15 protein-coding genes and 1 pseudogene are annotated in these 16,971 nt (G+C 51.5%); 8 read left to right on the top strand and 8 right to left on the bottom strand.

What is annotated here, in order from left to right:
- Positions 1-81: 81 nt before the first annotated feature.
- The 6 genes from rfaD to NM96_02520 all read left to right on the top strand — a co-directional run bounded on the left by rfaD (position 82) and on the right by NM96_02520 (position 8,275).
- Positions 82-1,086 carry an ADP-glyceromanno-heptose 6-epimerase gene (gene rfaD, locus NM96_02495; protein ID AVR78377.1) on the top strand — a complete coding sequence of 335 codons (1,005 nt, stop codon included), beginning with the start codon at positions 82-84 and terminating at the stop codon, positions 1,084-1,086.
- 75 nt (positions 1,087-1,161) lie between these two features.
- Complete coding sequence (locus tag NM96_02500) at positions 1,162-2,706, top strand: type I restriction-modification system subunit M (GenBank protein AVR78378.1); 1,545 nt, start codon at positions 1,162-1,164, stop codon at positions 2,704-2,706.
- Positions 2,703-3,713 (top strand): cell filamentation protein Fic, encoded by a 1,011-nt coding sequence (locus NM96_02505; protein AVR78379.1) that lies wholly within the window; start codon positions 2,703-2,705, stop codon positions 3,711-3,713. The genes NM96_02500 and NM96_02505 overlap by 4 nt, the downstream gene beginning before the upstream one ends.
- 166 nt (positions 3,714-3,879) lie before the next feature.
- Entirely contained in the window at positions 3,880-4,485 is a 606-nt protein-coding gene (locus tag NM96_02510) for a restriction endonuclease subunit S (protein ID AVR78380.1), read from the top strand.
- Entirely contained in the window at positions 4,451-5,098 is a 648-nt protein-coding gene (locus NM96_02515; GenBank protein AVR78381.1) for a type I restriction endonuclease subunit S, read from the top strand. Before NM96_02510 ends, NM96_02515 begins: the two co-directional genes overlap by 35 nt.
- Positions 5,099-5,176: 78 nt before the next feature.
- Positions 5,177-8,275, top strand: coding sequence for a type I restriction endonuclease subunit R (locus NM96_02520; GenBank protein ID AVR78382.1), 3,099 nt, complete (start codon positions 5,177-5,179; stop codon positions 8,273-8,275).
- Between the two features lie 62 nt (positions 8,276-8,337).
- On the opposite strand, the gene NM96_02525 is transcribed toward NM96_02520, so the two are convergent.
- Together NM96_02525 and NM96_02530 are read right to left on the bottom strand one after the other, a co-directional pair.
- A complete protein-coding gene (locus NM96_02525; protein AVR78383.1) occupies positions 8,338-9,234 on the bottom strand; it encodes an IS3 family transposase in 897 nt (298 codons plus the stop codon).
- The gene (locus tag NM96_02530; protein AVR78384.1) at positions 9,138-9,497 is read right to left on the bottom strand and encodes a helix-turn-helix domain-containing protein; all 360 of its coding nucleotides are present in this window, start codon (positions 9,495-9,497) and stop codon (positions 9,138-9,140) included. The genes NM96_02525 and NM96_02530 overlap by 97 nt, the downstream gene beginning before the upstream one ends.
- A gap of 30 nt (positions 9,498-9,527) precedes the next feature.
- Between NM96_02530 and NM96_02535 the strand changes: the two genes are divergently transcribed.
- Positions 9,528-10,375 (top strand): IS630 family transposase gene (locus tag NM96_02535; GenBank protein AVR78385.1). Its coding sequence is split into 2 segments (ribosomal slippage): positions 9,528-9,843 and positions 9,843-10,375, totalling 849 coding nucleotides; the frame shifts between segments, so codons are not numbered across the junction.
- Here the strand turns inward: NM96_02535 and NM96_02540 are convergent.
- From NM96_02540 to pdxH, 6 genes and pseudogenes are all read right to left on the bottom strand, one after another.
- Positions 10,371-10,481, bottom strand: a pseudogene (locus NM96_02540) (transposase). The gene NM96_02535 and the pseudogene NM96_02540 sit on opposite strands and share 5 nt — an antisense overlap.
- A 16-nt stretch (positions 10,482-10,497) precedes the next feature.
- Entirely contained in the window at positions 10,498-11,685 is a 1,188-nt protein-coding gene (locus tag NM96_02545; GenBank protein AVR78386.1) for a succinyldiaminopimelate transaminase, read from the bottom strand.
- 278 nt (positions 11,686-11,963) lie between these two features.
- Complete coding sequence (locus NM96_02550) at positions 11,964-13,133, bottom strand: nitronate monooxygenase (GenBank protein AVR78387.1); 1,170 nt, start codon at positions 13,131-13,133, stop codon at positions 11,964-11,966.
- A 320-nt stretch (positions 13,134-13,453) separates the two neighbouring features.
- The gene (locus tag NM96_02555) at positions 13,454-14,380 is read right to left on the bottom strand and encodes an aldose 1-epimerase (GenBank protein ID AVR78388.1); all 927 of its coding nucleotides are present in this window, start codon (positions 14,378-14,380) and stop codon (positions 13,454-13,456) included.
- Positions 14,381-14,454: 74 nt separating this feature from the next.
- Positions 14,455-15,504, bottom strand: a complete 1,050-nt coding sequence (locus NM96_02560; protein AVR78389.1) for an rRNA pseudouridine synthase — start codon at positions 15,502-15,504, stop codon at positions 14,455-14,457.
- A 222-nt stretch (positions 15,505-15,726) separates the two neighbouring features.
- Positions 15,727-16,359, bottom strand: coding sequence for a pyridoxamine 5'-phosphate oxidase (pdxH, locus tag NM96_02565; GenBank protein ID AVR78390.1), 633 nt, complete (start codon positions 16,357-16,359; stop codon positions 15,727-15,729).
- 122 nt (positions 16,360-16,481) lie between these two features.
- Here pdxH and NM96_02570 point away from each other — a divergent pair, with 122 nt between their 5' ends.
- Positions 16,482-16,934, top strand: coding sequence for a dUTP diphosphatase (locus NM96_02570; GenBank protein ID AVR80244.1), 453 nt, complete (start codon positions 16,482-16,484; stop codon positions 16,932-16,934).
- Positions 16,935-16,971: the final 37 nt, after the last annotated feature.

Here is a 16,971-nt window from a genome sequence, read left to right on the forward strand (position 1 = left end):
TCAGACGACCCCGTCTTTCCAAGGTCGTCTGAAACGAGTGCAACGAGTTTCGCCAAAACCAAAAAACAAAGGAAACCCAATATGACCATCATCGTAACAGGCGCGGCCGGCTTTATCGGCAGCAACATCGTCAAAGCCCTCAACCAACGCGGCATTACCGACATCGTCGCCGTCGACAACCTGACCCGTGGCGAAAAATTCAAAAACCTTGCCGAGTGCGAAATCGCCCACTACCTCGACAAACACGAATTCATCCGTCAAGTGCGCGGCCATCTTCTGCCTTACGAAAACATCGAAGCCGTCTTCCACCAAGGCGCATGTTCCGACACCATGAACCACGACGGCCTCTACATGATGGACAACAACTACCAGTACACGCTCGACCTTTTGGACTGGTGTCAGGACGAACGCATCCCCTTCCTCTACGCCTCCAGCGCCGCCGTGTACGGCAAAGGCGAAATCTTCCGCGAAGAGCGCGAACTTGAAAAACCGCTCAATGTGTACGGCTACTCCAAATTCCTGTTCGACCAAGTATTGCGCCGCCGCATGAAAGAAGGCCTGACCGCCCAAGTCGTCGGCTTCCGCTACTTCAACGTTTACGGACAACACGAACAACACAAAGGCCGCATGGCATCCGTCGCCTTCCACCATTTCAACCAATACCGCGAACACGGTTACGTCAACCTGTTCGGTGCCAACGACGGCTACGGCAACGGCGAACAAACCCGCGACTTCGTCAGCGTCGAAGACGTCGCCAAAGTCAACCTCTACTTCTTCGACCACCCCAATCTCTCCGGCATCTACAACCTCGGCACCGGCCGCAGCCAACAATTCAACGAACTCGCCGCCGCTACCGTCAACGCCTGCCGCGCCGCCGAAGGCAAACCTGAACTGAGCTTAAAAGAGCTGATAGAAGAAGAACTTATCCGCTATATCCCCTTCCCCGACGCGCTCAAAGGCAAATACCAAAGCTTCACCCAGGCCGACATTACCAAACTGCGCGAAGCCGGATACAAGGAAGAATTTTTGGATGTCAAAGCAGGTGTCGGGCGCTACGTCAAATGGATGCTGGAAAATTTGGCTTAATTTGAAATGCCCATAACAAAGGTCGTCTGAAAATATCAGGCGATTTTGATTTGTTTAACTTTTATATAGATTTCGATTATGACCGAAATACAACAACGTGCCCAACTGCACCGCCAAATCTGGAAAATCGCCGATGAAGTACGCGGCGCGGTGGATGGCTGGGACTTTAAACAATACGTTCTCGGCACGCTTTTCTACCGCTTTATCAGCGAAAACTTCACCGACTATATGCAAGCCGGCGACAGCAGTATTGATTATGCCGCTATGTCAGACAGCATCATCACGCCTGAAATCAAAGACGATGCCGTCAAAGTCAAAGGCTATTTCATCTACCCCAGCCAGCTTTTTTGCAATATTGCCGCCGAAGCCCATCAAAACGAAGAGCTCAACACTAAGCTGAAAGAAATTTTTACCGCGATTGAAAGCTCCGCCTCCGGCTATCCGTCCGAACAAGACATCAAAGGCCTGTTTGACGACTTCGATACCACCAGCAGCCGGCTCGGCAGCACCGTTGCCGACAAAAACAAACGCCTAGCTGCCGTCCTCAAAGGCGTGGCGGAACTTGATTTCGGCAGTTTTGAAGACCACCACATCGACCTTTTTGGCGATGCCTACGAATACCTGATTTCCAACTACGCTGCCAACGCAGGCAAATCCGGCGGCGAATTTTTCACCCCGCAAAGCGTCTCCAAGCTGATTGCGCGGCTGGCGGTGCACGGGCAGGAGAAAGTCAACAAAATCTACGACCCCGCCTGCGGCTCGGGCAGCCTGCTCTTGCAGGCGAAAAAACAGTTTGACGAGCACATCATCGAAGAAGGCTTCTTCGGGCAGGAAATCAACCACACCACCTACAACCTCGCCCGCATGAACATGTTTCTGCACAACATCAATTACAACCAATTCCACATCGAATTGGGCGACACCCTGACCAACCCCAAGCTCAAAGACGGCAAACCCTTTGATGCCATCGTCTCCAATCCGCCTTATTCCATCAACTGGATAGGCAGCGACGACCCCACCTTAATCAACGACGACCGCTTTGCCCCCGCAGGCGTACTCGCCCCGAAATCCAAAGCCGATTTCGCCTTCATCCTGCACGCACTGAACTACCTTTCCGGCAGAGGCCGCGCCGCCATCGTCTCATTCCCTGGCATTTTCTATCGCGGCGGCGCAGAACAGAAAATCCGCCAATATCTGGTGGAGGGCAACTACGTGGAAACCGTGATTGCCCTTGCGCCCAATCTCTTTTACGGCACCAGCATCGCCGTCAATATCCTGGTTTTGTCCAAACACAAAGACAATACCGACATCCAATTTATCGACGCAAGCAGCTTCTTTAAAAAAGAAACCAACAACAACGTCTTAACTGAAGAACACATTGCCGAAATCGTCAAACTCTTCGCCGATAAGGCTGATGTGCCGCATATTGCCCAAAACGCAGCCCAGCAAACCGTCAAAGACAACGGCTACAACCTCGCCGTCAGCAGCTATGTCGAAGCCGAAGACACCCGTGAAATTATCGACATCAAACAGCTCAATGCCGAAATCAGCGAAACCGTCGCCAAAATCGAACGGCTGCGGCACGAAATTGACGAAGTGATTGCAGAGATTGAAGCATGAACATCATCCTATACACCGCCAACGACGGCACTGCCCAATTTGCCTTGCAGGAATTTGGCGGACAGCTTTGGCTGACGCAGGCGGACATGGCAGAACTGTACCAAACCACCAAACAAAATATCAGCAAACACATTAAAACCATTCTTGCAGAGCAAGAATTGGAAGAGGAGGCAACTGTCAACTTCCAGTTGACAGTTCAAAATGAAAACGGGCGCAAGGTAAACCGCAAAATCGCCCACTATTCCCTGCCCATGATTATTGCCGTCGGCTACCGCGTCCGTTCCGCGCGCGGCACCCAATTCCGCCAATGGGCAACCGAACGGCTGGACGAATATCTGACCAAAGGCTTTGCCATAGACGACGAACGCCTGAAAGGCACGGGCAGCGGCGACTATTGGAAAGAACTGCTCAACCGTATCCGCGACATCCGCAGCAGCGAAAAAGCCCTATACCGGCAAGTGCTTGATTTATACGCCACCAGCCAAGACTACAACCCCAAAAGCAGCGAAAGCCAAACCTTTTTTGCCGCCGTTCAAAACAAACTGCACTATGCCGCCAGCCGGCAAACCGCAGCCGAACTGATATACAGCCGTGCCGACAGCAGCAAAGACTTTATGGGGCTGACCACCTTTCAAGGCGCAATCCCCACCCTGAATGAAGCCAAAATCGCCAAAAACTACCTGACCGAAGACGAACTGTTCCGCCTGAACCGTCTGGTTTCCGCCTTCTTCGACCTGGCGGAAATCAAAGCGCAGGAGCAAAGCCCCATGTATATGCGCGACTGGATAGCCGAATTGGACAAATTTTCCGGGCTTTACGGCCAAGGCACATTACAGGGCGCAGGCAGCATCAGCCGCAAACAGGCACAGCAGAAAGCCGAACGCGAATACCGCGCCTATGAAGCGCGCATCCTGTCGCCGGTGGAGCAAGCCTATCTGGAAAGCGTTAAAGCATTGGAAAAAACAGCCGTGCAACAGCTTAAACAGAAAAAAGACCGCAAAAAATAACCGCATTCAGGCTACCTGAAAAAGCAGCCTGCACACCATTTCAGGCAGCCTGAAAGCAGGACGGGCTTCAGCCCGCCGAAACAACGGCAAACGGACATAGCGGGCCGAAGCCCAACACGCAACCGCCCCATATCCCGCCGCAGCGGGAAGGAAACGGAAAACAACCATGGATATTCAAAACAAAGCGAAAAAATTGATTGAGATGATTCAGACGGCACCGGTGGAGTGGAAGCTGCTGGGGGAGATTGTACCCATTTCAAGAGGTAAAAGATTGGTTCGCAACCAGCTAAAAGATAATGGTCAGTATCCTGTGTATCAAAATAGTTTGCAACCGTTAGGGTTTTACGACGACCAGAATTGCAGAGCATATATGACTTTTGTGATTGCAGCGGGAGCAGCAGGCGAAATCGGTTTTAGCGATATTGAATTCTGGGCAGCCGATGATTGTTATTACTTTGACTGCCCCCAAGAAATATTGCATGACAAATTCTTATATTATTTTCTTCTTTCAGAAAGACACCAATTAACAAGCCAAATTAGAAAAGCAAGCGTTCCAAGGCTTGGGCGGGTATCAATCGAAAAAATCAAAATCCCCGTCCCACCCCTGGAAACCCAACAAAAAATTGTAAAAATACTTGACAAATTCACCGAGCTGGAAGCTACGCTGGAAGCTACGCTGGAAGCAGAATTAGCCCTGCGCAAACGCCAATACCAGTATTACCGCGACTTTCTTTTAGATTTTGACAATCAAATCGGGGGGGGGGATAGCTGATGGCTATCAATGCCGTCTGAAAGATGTGGTTTGGAAGACGTTGGGGGAAGTGGGTAAATTTACATATGGATATATCGCAAAAGCCCAAGATGCAGGAACAGCTAGGTTTATACGAATTTCCGATATTAATGCTAACGGGAAATTGATACCAAATGGAGAAAAATATATAGATGTTTTGCCAGAATGTAAAAAATATCTCTTAAAGAAAAATGATTTACTCATGGCTAGAACAGGAGCAACATATGGAAAAACAATGATTTTTAGTGAAGATTATCCTGCGGTATATGCAGGTTTTTTGATCAAGTTAGATTTTGACAAAAATATTTTAATTCCTAAATATTATTGGCACTTTGCACAGGGAGAATTGTTTTGGCGACAAGCTAATAAATTAGTTTCAGGCGGAGGACAACCTCAACTTAATGCGAATGCATTAAAGATGATTAAAATCCCCATCCCCCCACTCCCCGAACAGGAAAAAATCGTCGCCATCCTAGACAAATTCGATACCCTGACCAACTCCATCAGCGAAGGCCTGCCGCACGAAATCGCCCTGCGCCGCAAACAATACGAATATTACCGCGAACAGCTGCTTGCCTTCCCCAAGGCTGCCTGAAAAAGCAGCCTGCACATTTTCAGGTAGCCTAATCCGAACATCAAACCGTTTAAAACCCGATACCGCAAAGGACGACCCGTGAACCTCGAAACCAAACCCATCGCCGAAACGCCGAATTTCATCGTGCTCGACCAATATGAAAAAATCGAACAGTCGGGCAGCTACCAATCGGAAAACCAGTTGGAAGCGGAGTTAATCACCGATTTGCAGAATCAGGGTTATGAATACCGCAAGGATTTGAACAGCCAAAGCAGGCTGCTGGAAAACCTGCGCGCGCAGTTGCAGCGGCTGAACGATGTGGCGTTTTCAGACGACGAATGGGCGCGTTTTTTGACGGAATATCTGGACAGGCCGTCTGAAAACATTACCGATAAAACCCGCAAAACCCACGACGACCATATTTACGATTTCGCTTTTGATGATGGCCGTCTGAAAAACATTTATCTGCTGGACAAGAAAAACCTTGCCCGCAACCATGTGCAGGTTATCAACCAGTTTGAGCAGACGGGCACGCATGCAAACCGCTATGATGTTACCGTGTTGGTAAACGGTCTGCCGTTGGTGCAGATTGAATTGAAAAAGCGCGGTGTAGCGGTGCGTGAAGCATTCAATCAGGTGCACCGTTACAGCAAAGAGAGCTTCAACAGCGAAAATTCGCTGTTCAAATTCCTGCAAATCTTCGTGATTTCTAACGGCACGGACACGCGCTATTTCGCCAACACCACCAAGCGCGACAAAAACAGCTTCGATTTCACGATGAATTGGGCGCGGTCGGACAATTATCCGATTAAAGATTTGAAAGACTTTACCGCCACGTTCCTGCAGAAAAGCGTATTGCTGAGCGTTTTGCTGCATTACAGCGTGTTTGATACGAATGATACGCTGCTGATTATGCGTCCGTATCAGATTGCCGCCGCCGAACGCATTTTGTGGAAAATCAACAGCTCGGCGCAGGCGAAGAATTGGAACAAGCCGGAAAGCGGCGGCTATGTTTGGCATACCACGGGCAGCGGCAAAACGCTGACCAGCTTTAAAGCGGCGCGTCTGGCGACGGAATCGGCGTTTATCGACAAGGTTTTCTTCGTGGTGGATAGGAAGGATTTGGACTATCAGACGATGAAGGAATACCAACGTTTTTCGCCCGACAGCGTGAACGGTTCGGAAAGCACGGCGGGCTTGAAACGAAATTTGGAAAAAGACGACAACAAAATCATCGTTACCACCATCCAAAAGCTGAACAACCTGATGAAGAGTGAAGATAATCTGCCGGTTTATCACCAGCAGGTTGTATTTATTTTCGATGAATGCCACCGCTCGCAATTCGGTGAAGCGCAAAAAAACCTGAAAAAGAAATTTAAAAAATTCTGTCAGTTCGGCTTTACCGGTACGCCGATTTTTCCCGAAAACGCTTTGGGCGCGGAAACCACGGCGGGCGTGTTCGGGCGGGAGCTGCATTCTTATGTGATTACCGATGCCATCCGCGATGAAAAAGTATTGAAATTCAAAGTGGATTACAACGATGTGCGCCCGCAGTTCAAAGCCGTGGAAGCGGAACAGGACGAGAAGAAACTGAGTGCCGCCGAAAACCGCCAAGCCCTGCTTCACCCCGAACGCATCCGCGAAATCACGCAATATATCCTGAACCAGTTCAGGCAGAAAACTCACCGGCTGAATGCGGGCGGCAAAGGCTTTAACGCCATGTTTGCCGTCAGCAGCGTGGATGCGGCGAAGTGCTATTACGAAGCGTTCAAAACACAACAGGCAGGCAGCCTGCACCCGCTGAAAGTGGCCACTATTTTTTCCTTTGCAGCCAACGAAGAGCAAAACGCCGTCGGTGAAATTGTCGATGAGACCTTTGAACCGGAAGCGATGGACAGCAGCGCGAAAGAATTTTTGCAGGCTGCCATCAATGATTACAACGCCTGTTTCAAAACCAATTTCGGCACGGATAGCAAAGCCTTTCAGAACTACTACCGCGATTTGGCAAAACGGGTGAAAAACCAGGAAGTGGATTTGCTGATTGTGGTCGGCATGTTTTTGACGGGTTTTGACGCGCCGACGCTGAACACGCTGTTCGTCGATAAAAACCTGCGCTATCACGGCCTGATGCAGGCGTTTTCTCGCACCAACCGCATTTATGATGCCACCAAAACCTTCGGCAACATTGTCTGCTTCCGCAATTTGGAGCAGGCAACCATTGATGCGATTACCCTGTTTGGCGACAAAAACACCAAAAATGTGGTGCTGGAAAAAAGTTACGAAGAATACATGAACGGCTATACCGACAGCCTGACCGGCGAAGCGCGGCGCGGTTATTTGGATGTGGCAAAAGAATTGCGCCAACGTTTCCCCGATCCCGACAAAATCGAAACGGAAAAAGACAAAAAAGATTTTGCCAAGCTCTTCGGCGAATACCTGCGGGCGGAAAACGTATTGCAGAACTACGATGAATTTGCCGCATTGCGCGAGTTGCAGAATGTGGATGCGGCGGACGAAGATGCTATGAAGGCGTTTCAGGAAAAATACTACCTGAGCGATGAAGATGTGCAGAAAATGCGGAAAGTGCCGATGCCCTCTGAAAGGGCAGTGCAGGATTATCGCTCTGTCTACAATGACATCCGCGACTGGCTGCGCCGCCAAAAAGCAGGCGAACAGAAAGAACAGTCAAAAATTGATTGGGACGATGTGGTTTTTGAGGTGGATTTGCTCAAATCACAGGAAATCAATCTGGATTACATCTTGCAACTGGTTTTCGAGCATCACAAAAAAATCAAAGGCAAAGCGGAGCTGGTGGAAGAAATCCGCCGCATCATCCGCGCAAGTATCGGCCACCGCGCCAAAGAGAGCCTGATTGTGGATTTCATCAACGATACGGATTTGGACAAAGTACCCGACGTTCCCACCATACTGGAAACCTTCTACACCTATGCGCAAGAGGTGATGAGGAGTGAAGCAGCAGAGCTGATTGCCGCCGAAGGTTTGAACGAAACCGCCGCTAAACGTTATTTGACCGGCTCGCTCAAACGCGGCTATGCCAGCGAAAACGGCACGGAACTGACCGAAGCCCTGCCGAAAATGAGTCCGCTCAACCCGCAATATCTGACGAAGAAACAAAGTGTTTTTCAGAAAATTGCGGCGTTTGTGGAGAAGTTTAAGGGGGTGGGAGGAAATCTCTAAATCAAAAAGGTCGTCTGAAAACTGAACTGGCCCCCAAATCTTGGACACTCATAAAAGCCTATTCAGGCGCTCTGTGCAAGCTGGGTTCTGTATGCGACAGGACTCAGCTTTTTCAATTTCAAACTGCAACGCTCCCGGTTGTAGTAATCCATATAGTCATCTATCTGTTTCATCAATTCATCCACCGTCAATTCTCCTGCGTTATAGAAACACTCCGTCTTCAACACCGCAAAGAAGCTTTCCATCGGCGCATTGTCCCAACAGTTCGCCTTTCGCGACATGCTTTGAACCATGGAATGTTTTGCAATCAATTTCCTATATTCCGCCGTACGGTACAGCACACCTTGGTCGGAATGCAGCATTGTTCCCTTATCAGTCAGACGGGGTGCGGTTTTTTCGAGCATTTCCTTCACCATTTCACTGTTAGCATTACGGCTCATGGCGTAGGCGACGATTTCTCGGTTGAACAAGTCCAATATCGGCGAGAGGTACAGTTTGCCGTCCTTTCCTTTGAGTTCGGTCACGTCTGTCAGCCATTTTTCGTTGGGCTTTTTGGCTGTGAACCGACGTTTGAGGAGGTGTTCCGATATTTCGCCCATGGCGGGATGGCGGTAGGCTTTTTTCGCCCGTATGAGGGCTTTCAGTCCTAGCTGCCTCATCAGCCGCACTGCTTTTTTGCGGTTCCAACCCAATGCTGCGGCAATGCGCCTTTGTCCGTAGCGTCCTTTATGCTGTTCGTAGATTTCGGCGATAAGGGCTTTGTCGGCTGCGTCGGGGTCGGGCCGGTCTTGACGGTGGTAGTAAAAGCTGCTTTTGGGCAGGTTTGCGATGTGCAGCAGGTATTTGAGCGGGTGTTGCGCCCTCAGTGTTTGGACGGTTTGGCTTTGTCCTTTTCGGTCCGCTTTTGGCTGAGGGCTTTTAACTCCTTTAGGTAGGCGACCTCTGCGCGCATATAGCACAACTCTTCGATAAGCTCTGCCTGTGTTTTTTCTTGGTCGGGTTTATCTGCGATGAAGGGGTTTTTGCGGTGTTGGGGCATGGTTTTGGATTGGGGATGTTCGAGTGCGCCGATACCGCCTTCTTGATAGGCGCGTATCCATCGTCTCAGGTGGGTTCGGGAAATGCCGTAGTGGTCTGCAGTACGCTGTTGGCTGCGTATATGCAGATAGTGGAGTACGGCTTGGTATTTGAAGTGTAATGTATAGTCAATTAAAAATAAAATAGTACAATACTCAACTTTGAAGGTTTAACCATGGCATACTCTGCGGACTTAAGAAACAAAGCTTTAAACTATTACGAACAATGCAAAAACATCAGCCAAACCGCAGCAACATTTAACTTGTCAAGAAACACGCTTTACCTGTGGATTCGCCTTAAAAAACAAACAGGCAGCCTAAAACATCAAGTTACCGGTCTAAATGCCGTCAAATTGGATAGGCAAAAACTGGCTCAATATGTTGGGCAACACCCGGATGCCTATCTGCATGAAATCGCCAAACATTTTGATTGTACGCCAGCCGCCGTTTGCTATGCACTCAAACAGATGGGAATGACGCGCAAAAAAAGACCACCACTTACAAAGAACAAGATCCGGCCAAAGTAACGCATTATTTGACACAGCTGGCCGAATTTTCCGACTACCAACGTGTTTATTTGGATGAAACAGGATTTGACCGCTACCTGTTCCGTCCCTATGCCCGCAGCCAGAAAGGGCAAATAGTGAAAGCGCAGATAAGTGGAAAAAGATACCGACGCTTATCTCTGGTGTCCGCACAAGTCGGCAACCGGCTGATTGCTCCGATGGTTTATCAAAATACGATGACCGGAGTCTTTTTTGAAGCGTGGTTTCAGCAATGCCTACTGCCCGCATTGACTCAAAAATCGGTGATTATTTTAGATAATGCACGATTTCACCGTATGGGTGTTTTACGGGAAATGGCGGAAAAATGGGGACATAAGGTATTGCCTCTTGCACCTTATTCACCTGAGCTCAACCCGATTGAGAAGGTGTGGGCAAATATTAAGCGGTATCTGCGAACCGTATTGTCTGATTACGCCCGATTTGACGATGCGCTACTGTCCTATTTTGATTTTAATTAACTATATATTTGCTCATAAAAAAACTGCACCTTGTGAGTTGGAGGGGATGTCCAACTTTTGGGGTGCAGTTCAAACTCGGATTTAAAGTTTTCAGACGACCTTTTATTGAATTGCCACTTTATTCAGCGATACAGGGAAACGATGGTTTCAGCGGCTTTGACGCAGCTGTCGACATCGGCGACCAAGGCGATGCGGACGTAGCCTTCACCGGGGTTGCCCCATTCGGTATCGCGGGCGAGGAAGCGGCCGGGGAGGACTTGGATGGCGGCTTTTTGCCAGAGGTTTTTGGCAAATGCCAAATCGTCGCCATCGGGGACTTTCAGCCAGATGTAGAATGATGCGTCGGGCAGTTTGACATCGAATGCCTGCTGCAAAATGGGGATGACGCGATCGAATTTTTCCTGGTATAGGCGGCGGTTGGCAATGACGTGTTCTTCGTCGTTCCACGCGGCGATGCTGGCGCGTTGGACGGGGATGCTCATCGCGCTGCCGTGGTAGGTGCGGTAGAGCAGGAAGTTTTTAAGCAATTCGGCATCGCCTGCGACAAAGCCGGAGCGCAGTCCGGGAACGTTGGAACGTTTGGAGAGGCTGGTGAACATAACGATATTGCGGTTGCCGCGTCCTAATTGCGCTGCCGCCTGTAAGCCGCCTATGGGTTTGTTGCCGTCGAAATAGATTTCGGAATAACATTCGTCGGAAGCGATGATGAAACCGTATTTGTCTTGCAGATCAAAGATTTCTTGCCAGTCTTCCAGTTGCAGGACGCTGCCGCTGGGGTTGTTGGGCGAACAGACGAACATGACTTTGGTGCGTTGCCATACGTCTCCGGTGATGCTTTTCCAATCGGGCTTGAAGGACGGGGCAGGGCAGTTGGCAAAACGGATTTCGCCGCCGCCGAGGATGGCTGCGCCTTCGTAGATTTGGTAGAACGGGTTGGGGCTGAGGATGACGGGTTTGAGGTCGTCTGAAGCGGGGTTTAAGACGGTTTGAACGAAGGAAAACAAGGCTTCGCGGCTGCCGAGTACGGGCAGGACTTCTGTATCGGGGTTGACGGTCAGTCCGTCGTAACGGCGGCGCAGCCAGTCGGCACAGGCCTGACGCAGCTCGGGCAGACCTGCTGTCAGGGGGTATTTTTCCAGTTCGTGCAGCGAGGCGGTCAGCGCATTGGTGATGACTTCGGGGGTAGGGTGTTTCGGTTCGCCGATGTGAAGGTGGACGGGGGTGACACCTTCGGGAGGATTAACGCCCTGCATGGCTTCGCGCAGGCGGGCAAACGGATAGGGTTGGAGCTGGTCGAGTAGTGGGTTCATGGGTGTTCCAAATGTCTATCGAGACGGTCATCTTAGCATTTTTTATGCGGATTTTGTTGACAATGTGTGCAGGAAAAGGGAGGCAGCGTTGGGAAAAGGTCGTCTGAAAATCGGTTTCAGACGACCTTTTTAAGCATCATGCGATTTGCAGGCAAGATATAGTGGATTAACTTTAAACCAGTATGGCGTTGCCTCGCCTTGTCCTGGTTTAAAGTTAATCCACTAAAAAAGGGCATATTGAAATATGCCCTTTTTTAGCGTTCATCTGCGGATATGAATTATTTAGCTGCTGCGGGAAGAGCGCCGTTGAGCAGATATTGGATGGTTTCTTGCACCGTGCGGATGGCGTTGCCAAACGGTAGCGGGTCTTTACCTCGGAAAAACAAGCCCTTATCGACTTCGCCACGGAAAGCGGCAGAGAGTTGGATATCAATGCAGAATTGTCCGGCTTTTGCCAAACCGTCGCGCAGGCCGCAGCTGGTCAGACAGTTCAAGCCTTGCGTACAGCGGCGCGGGTCGGCTTTGGCATTGGCTTGCAGCTTGGATTCGCGCTTGATGTAGCTGTCTAGGAATTTGGTGCGCACACCGCGTGCGGGCAGTCCGGCGACGGACATAAATTCGACAACATGCTCGGTTTCTGCGCCTGCCAGCGTTTTTTTGAAGTTGATGTGGGCATCGCCTTCTTCGGTAACCGCAAACGCCGTGCCGATTTGGACGGCGGATGCGCCCCAGTTTTTCAGCGCGGTTTTGACTTTTTCAAAGTTCGCCATGCCACCGGCGAGGATGAGCGGGATTTTTTCACTTTCAAGACCTAAGTTCTTGAATACTTCGAAAGTTTCTTCGATGACGCGTTTGAATTCAAACTTGGCATCGTTCACACCTGCCACGCTTGCCGCGCCCAAGTGTCCGGCAGCGTGTGCGGGATGTTCGATAACGATGGCGTCGGGCAAAACACCTTTTTTCATCCAGCGTTTCAATACGATGCCGATACCGCGCGATTCGGACAAAATCGGGAACAGGGCGACATCTTTGTGATAACCCTCGGTCATTTCGGGCAAATCCAGCGGCAATCCCGCGCCCATCACAATCGCGTCCGCACCCGATTCGCAGGCTTGGCGGACATAGGCGGCGTGGTCTTTGACGGCCTTCATGACGTTGACGGCAATCATGCCTTTGCCGTTTGCGTCGGCTTTGGCTTTTTGGATTTCACGGTCAAGCGCGGTACAGTTGAGTCGGGTGTATTTTTCTTCACTCGGGTTGATTTTGGATTCGGCGAGCAGGTCGTCATGCAGGTGGCGCAAATCGACGCTGGCAATCGTGCCGACACCGTTTTCGCGGGCGACCGCGCTGGAGAGTTTCGATGCGGAAACGCCCACGCCCATCCCGCCTTGGACGACGGGAATCAATGATTTGCCTCGGATGTGCAATGGGTCGAAGTTGTTTTGCATGTATGGGTTCCTTGATGGTTGCGGGTGGTGTTTTTAATAGACGGTATCTGTATCGAGGTTGCTTTTATCGGCTAAATGACGCCTGTTTTAAGATTTTAGGAATTATACTCTAATCAAATAGGAAATTAGAGTTTTAATACAGTTTCTTTGTTAAAATAATCTTAATATATTGTTAATTAAGAAATTATTGTTTTGAGTGTTGGCGGTGTGCTGCGGCATTTTTGGGACGAATGTGTCGCTTAAAAATCGAAAAGGTCGTCTGAAAACCTGATTGGGCGTTTTCAGACGACCTTTGCTTTGCCGGTAACGGTTCGGGCTGCTTACGGACGGTTGGCTGCGATATGGTAGCGCGTTTCAAATGCGGCTTCTTCTCCCGCGTCCAGCTTGATTAACCCTAAGCCGTTGTTGAAACAGTCGGGTGCGCCGCTGAGGTTTTCGATGGCGATGGTGTCGCGGGTCGATGGGGTGAAGATTTGCAGGTAGGGATAGGATGCGTCGGGGTAAATGCTCAGGGTCAGTCCTTTGCCTGAAAGCGTGCAGGCGGCGGGCTTTTGGCGTGCCAAGACAAAGCTGTTGTCCAATTCGATGCCTGCCAAGCTTGAGGTCGTCTGAAAACGGGTGTCGTCGATCATGCTGCCGTCGGGAACCAAATCGGCATCGAAGCCCAAGCGTTTGCTGCTGTCGATTTCCAGCGACCAATCGTCGGTTTTGCCGCCGAGTGTGAAATAGGGGTGCCAGCCGTCTGCGAGCGGCATGGCGGTCGTGCCTTGGTTGCGGACGGTAGAGCGGATGCTTAAGCCGTCTGCGCTGAGGAGGTAGCGGACGGTCAGGCTGAAGGGGAAGGGATAGCCGCTGTCGTCTTGTGCGTAATCTGCGCGGATTTCGACTTCGGCGGATTGGCCGTCGGCATGGCTGTTGACGAGGGTAAACTCGCGGTCATACATCAAACCGTGTGCCGCGTGTTCGGCGAGTTTGAATTTGCCGCACTGATACGCTTTGCCGTCAAAGTTGTATTTGCCGTGGCGCAGGCGGCAGGCGTACGGGCTGAGCTTGCCGCTGCGGAACCATTCGGTCAGGCTCTCGCGGGCGTGTTGCGGGGTGTCGTAGGCTTTGATGATGTTGAACCATGTGCCGTCGGGGCGGCGGATTTCGTAGCGGTTGAGCAGCCCGCCGTAGAGATAAATTTCCGCACGCAAATCGGCTGAGGCGAGCAGCAGGCGGTCGTTGTCGGTTTTGAGTGTGAACATGAAGCGGCTCCTGATGGTGGTTGAGGCAGGGTGTATAAAAGGTCGTCTGAAAAGTTTTCAGACGACCTTTGCGGTCAGGATTTCTTCCGGCGGCGTTCGCCCGGCAGCAGCATGTCCGCCCATTTGATGATGTTGGCGACTTCGGCGGGGTTGAGTTCGTAGAACTGTCCGCGTTTGAGGCGGTTGGGCAGGCCGATGGGGCCGAAGCCGACACGCACGAGGCGGCTGACGGTGAGACCTTGGCTTTCGAATATGCGGCGTACTTCGCGGTTGCGGCCTTCTTTAATTACAACGTTGTACCATTTGTTTGCGCCTTCGCCGCCTTGTTCGTAGATGCGTTCGACTTTTGCCAAGCCGTCTTCGAGCATCACGCCTTCTTCGGTGAGACTGCGCATTTGTTCGGTGGTCAGCCCGCCCAGTACGCGCACGGCGTATTCGCGTTCAACTTCGAAGCTGGGGTGGGCGAAACGTTGGACGAGTTCGCCGGAGGTGGTCAGGATGAGCAGGCCGCTGGTGTTGATGTCCAAGCGTCCGATGGCGACCCAGCGGCTGCTGGCGGCCTGCGGCAGGCGGTCGAAGATGCTGACGCGGCCTTGTGGGTCGTCGCGGGAGACGATTTCGCCTTCTTGTTTGTAATACAGGATGATGCGCGGCAGGCGGTCTGCCCATTTGAGTTTGATGATGCTGCCTTTGACGGTAACGTGGTCGTCGGGGGTGACTTTGTCGCCCAGTTGCGCGGTTTTGCCGTTGACCGTTACCCAGCCGTTGTTAATCCATTCTTCCATTTCGCGGCGTGAACCGACGCCGGACGCGGCAAGCACTTTTTGCAGGCGTTCGGGTTCCATGCGCGACAGGTCGCTGCGGCGCTCTTTCAAATCGCGCGCGCGTTCCATGATTTTTTGGTTGGGGTTGCGCACGACGAGTTTTCTGGCTTTGGCGGCGCGCTGTTTGGGGGCGTTTTGCGGCTTGAGGTCGTCTGAAACTTTTTGTCCGTAAGGTTTGGAAGCGGTTTTGCGCGTTTCGTCTTTGGGACGGGCTTTGCTTTTGAAAGGTTTGGCGGTTTTCTTGGCAGACGGGGCTGCGCCGTCGCGCCATTGGCGTTTGCTGGTGGGTTGCTTGGACATGGGATTCTCCTAACGCGTTTGATGGCAGCGGGTTGAATTTGAGCAAGTCAAATTCAACCCGCTGTGGAAAACGGTTCTTCTGCGGCGGTGGCGGCAGGATAAGTTACGGATAAAAGGTCGCCTGAAACGAATGAAACGAGTTTTGCTAAAACGTTTTTATATTTCAGACGACCTTTTGCTGGAGTCGGAATTTTACCCTATCGGCTTGAAGCTGTGGAAAGTTTAAGGCGACAGCCGCTCGCGTATCCAGTTGCCGTCAACCAAACGGTATTGGATGCGGTCGTGCAGGCGGCTGGGGCGGCCCTGCCAGAATTCGATGCGGTCGGGAATGACGAGATAGCCGCCCCAATGCGGTGGGCGCGGGACGTGCAGCGGGTGTTTCGCGCCTACGGCAGCGGCTTTGGCAACCAACATCGCTTTGCTCGACAACACTTCGCTTTGCGCGCTTGCCCATGCACCGATACGGCTGGTGTAGGGGCGGCTGTCGAAATATTCGTCCGAAGCGGCGGCATCCAGTTTTTCGATGCGTCCTTCAACGCGCACCTGCCGCTCCAGCTCCGGCCAGAAAAACGTCATGGCGGCAAACGGATGCGCGTCAAACGAGCGTCCTTTGCGGCTTAAGTAATTGCTGAAAAACACAAATCCCTGCGGATTGACTTCTTTCAGCAGCACCATGCGGCTGTTCGGCCTGCCGTCTTCGCCCACCGAGGCGACGTTGACGGCGGTCGGCTCGTTGACTTGCGAATGAATCGCCTCGTTCAGCCATTGCTCGAACTGGACAATCGGGTCAGCATAGCATTCCGATTCCGACAGTTCGCGCTTGCTGTAATCTTCGCGGATATTGTGCAAATCCATGATGTCCTCCGATACTCAAGTTTGTTTGAATGAATCATACCCCGTTTTTTCAGACGACTCCAACGATAGGGAGGGGGAATATGTGTATAATCCGCGTCAAATCAAATGAAACGGAAAAAATCATGCAAACCGAAGTCGAACTGAAAATCCTCAATCCGAAAATGGCGGACAAACTGCCCGCCTACGCCACGCCGGGTTCCGCCGGACTGGACTTGCGCGCCTGTCTGGACGAAGCCGTTACCCTGCAACCGGGCGGTACTTATCTCGTTCCGACCGGTCTGGCGGTTCACCTTGCCAATCCCGACTACGCCGCCGTTTTGCTGCCGCGTTCCGGCCTGGGACACAAACACGGCATCGTCTTGGGCAACTTGGTCGGACTGATCGACTCGGACTATCAGGGCGAACTCAAAGTCTCCGTGTGGAACAGGGGCAAAGAAGCGTTTACCATCGAGCCGATGGAACGCATCGCGCAAATGGTCATCGTCCCCGTCGTCCAAGCCTCGTTTAAAGTCGTGGACGAATTTGCCGCCAGCGAACGCGGCGAAGGCGGCTTCGGCAGCACGGGCAAAGCCTAAACCGTCTGTTCACATACAAAGGTCGTCTGAAAACTTG

Origin of the sequence: Neisseria mucosa (genome assembly GCA_003028315.1) — a bacterium.
GTDB classification, from domain to species: Bacteria; Pseudomonadota; Gammaproteobacteria; order Burkholderiales; family Neisseriaceae; genus Neisseria; species Neisseria mucosa.